We start from the raw sequence: 2,408 nt of genomic DNA, 5'->3' as shown, positions 1-2,408 counted from the left end.
AGTATTTCCAATCTTTACCCTTATTCCTTATGAGTCAAATCCAAAAACAGAGAAGTGGATGAAACAAAATCCTTATGAATAAAAAAAGGCTCCTCTTTACTAGAGGAGCCTTTTTTTATATTATAAAATTATTTTAAATCTTCCGCTGAAACAGAAGCATTGAACTCCAATTTTTCAACCTTTGCTTCCAATGGAATGGGAATCATTGGCGATTTTAGCGTAGACATCATTGGATATTGAATGCCTTCGACATCTTGGTAATCCGAATAGAATATTTCTCCTGCATCCGTACTTTCGGTTTTTATTTTTAGACCTGAATCTACAGCGTAGAAGTTTATTTGTTTAGCTCCGGTAGGATTGGAAATGAGGACTTTATAAGCATTTTGACCTTCCACATCATTGATGCCTTCCAATACAATGCTATAACCCAACTCCTCATAATGCAATTCCGGAAATATAAACATATTCATCTTTGCAGCTTCAAATTGCTCATCTGAAAGTTCTTGGGTTTGACCTCCAGCGGTAACAGAAGCCTTTCCATCCTTAATGAGCGTATGGATAGCCACATTTCCCATAGCCATTATTTTGTTGGAAAAAGCCTGTACATTTTCATCATATACATAATTGATGTTCAATTTTGCTCCTGGAATTTCAGCAACAGATTCCATGATTGAAGTTTTAATCGTCTTTGCTTTTTCTGCACCACCAATAGCCTTAATATAATCTTCTATGACTTTTTCAGCAGTGATTTCAGAATCCATGGCAATCTGACGTTCAGGGTCACCCGCATTGGTAAATCTTTTTACCTCTCCAAATGCCATCAAGCCTTCTTGTATTTGAGACCCGTTGCCCACAACTGTGATGTACATGTTTTCGGGTTTTAAAAGTTTTTTTGCAGATGCATTTACTTGATCTTCTGTCAGGTCATTCAATCTCTGAAGGTAAGTACTATAATAGTCTGAAGGTAAATCATACCTTTCCATATTTATGGCGAAGCTGGCAATTGTTGCTGGACTTTCAAGAGATCTTGCAAATGACCCACTCAAGGCGGATTTTGCTCCTTTTAATTCAAGCTCTTGAACACCATTTTCTTTTAGGTTTCTGATTTCATAGATGATTTCATTAATAGCCGAATCTGTCGCAGACCCTCTTACACTTGAGCCAGCATAGAATCTTGCAATCAAATCATCAGAACCAAAATTTGCTGATGCACCATATGTGAAACCTTTGTCTTCCCTTAAATTTTGAAGAAGCCGGCCGGAAAATCCTCCTCCCAAAACATATCCAAGTATTCTACTTTGAAGATAATCCTCTGATGTCAAAAAATTATCCAAAGGATAAGTCACTTCAATCACAGATTGTTGTGAAGCTGATCTGTCAACCAATGCCACTATATTTTTCTCGGGAGCCTTTGGCTTTTCATAAGATTTGGAAGGTACTTCACCCCTTTCCCATCCTGCAAAATATTTTTCTACCAACGGTTTAGCAGTTGCTATGTCCATATCACCCACAATTGCCAAGTACGCGATATTTGGTCTGAAATAGGTCTCATAATAAGATTTGATATCCTCAACCGTAACATTATCTACAGTACCTTCTGTCTCAATTTCTCCATAGGGATGGCTATTTCCATATACAAGCTTGGAAGTCAAGATTGATGATACCGAATTCGGATCATTTTTAGCAAGCGCAAGACCCGATTTGGTCTGTGTTTTTAGCTTATCCAACTCCTCTTCTGGGAAAATAGGATTGAACAACACATCTGCCATCAATTCCATTACTTTTTCTTGATGTTTGGTTAAAGTAGATCCTGAAATCGAAGTTGAACTTCCTGAAATCCTGGCACCAATAAAATCCACTTCTTCGTTGAATACATCTTTGGTTCTGCTTTTTGTACCTGCGGTCATCATTTGACCAACAAAACCCAGCATTCCGGCTTTATCTCCTTCTACAATCGGATCCCTATCTAAAATCAACGAATAAGTAACTCTTGGCAATTTGCTATTTTGAATCACAAAAACTTTCAACCCATTATCCAAAGTGAATGATTCTGCTTCTCCAAATTTAATTTCTGGTGCGGGGCCAGGTTCAGGTAATTTGGTTCTATCTACCTGAGCAATAACCGAAGAGAAACACAGAGAAAATACGACGTAAAATAATATCTTTTTCATTTTATTTCATTTAATGGTTAAAAATCACTCTGTTGACTGGGCAGATTTTGGAAGGTATTTCAACACAACCCTACTGTCTTTTTTCAGATATTGCCTGGCTACCCGCTGGATATCTTCATGTTTTACTTTCCTGTATTGGTCCAGCTCAACATTGATATAATCAGCACCTCCATTAAAGACATGGGCCTGAGCCAAATTAAGAGAGATATTTGCAATGGAACCCCTACTGTTCACTAA

The 2,408-nt window shown here is 37.6% G+C and carries 1 protein-coding gene and 1 pseudogene; both read right to left on the bottom strand.

Annotated features, from left to right (window positions below):
- Positions 1 to 128 precede the first annotated feature (128 nt).
- Positions 129 to 2,171, bottom strand: a complete 2,043-nt coding sequence (locus ACEW8U_RS23560) for a M16 family metallopeptidase (protein WP_373524509.1) — start codon at positions 2,169 to 2,171, stop codon at positions 129 to 131.
- 24 nt (positions 2,172 to 2,195) lie between these two features.
- Positions 2,196 to 2,408, bottom strand: a pseudogene (locus tag ACEW8U_RS23555) (insulinase family protein); the annotation flags it as partial.

Origin of the sequence: Aquiflexum sp. (genome assembly GCF_041751335.1) — a bacterium.
Classification (GTDB): Bacteria; Bacteroidota; Bacteroidia; order Cytophagales; family Cyclobacteriaceae; genus Aquiflexum.
This window is presented reverse-complemented; position numbering and strand designations above follow the sequence as displayed.

Coding starts and splice junctions, on each gene's coding strand:
- ACEW8U_RS23560 (WP_373524509.1), bottom strand. CDS start 2,171: ATGAAAAAGATATTATTTTACGTCGTATTTTCTCTGTGTTTCTCTTCG.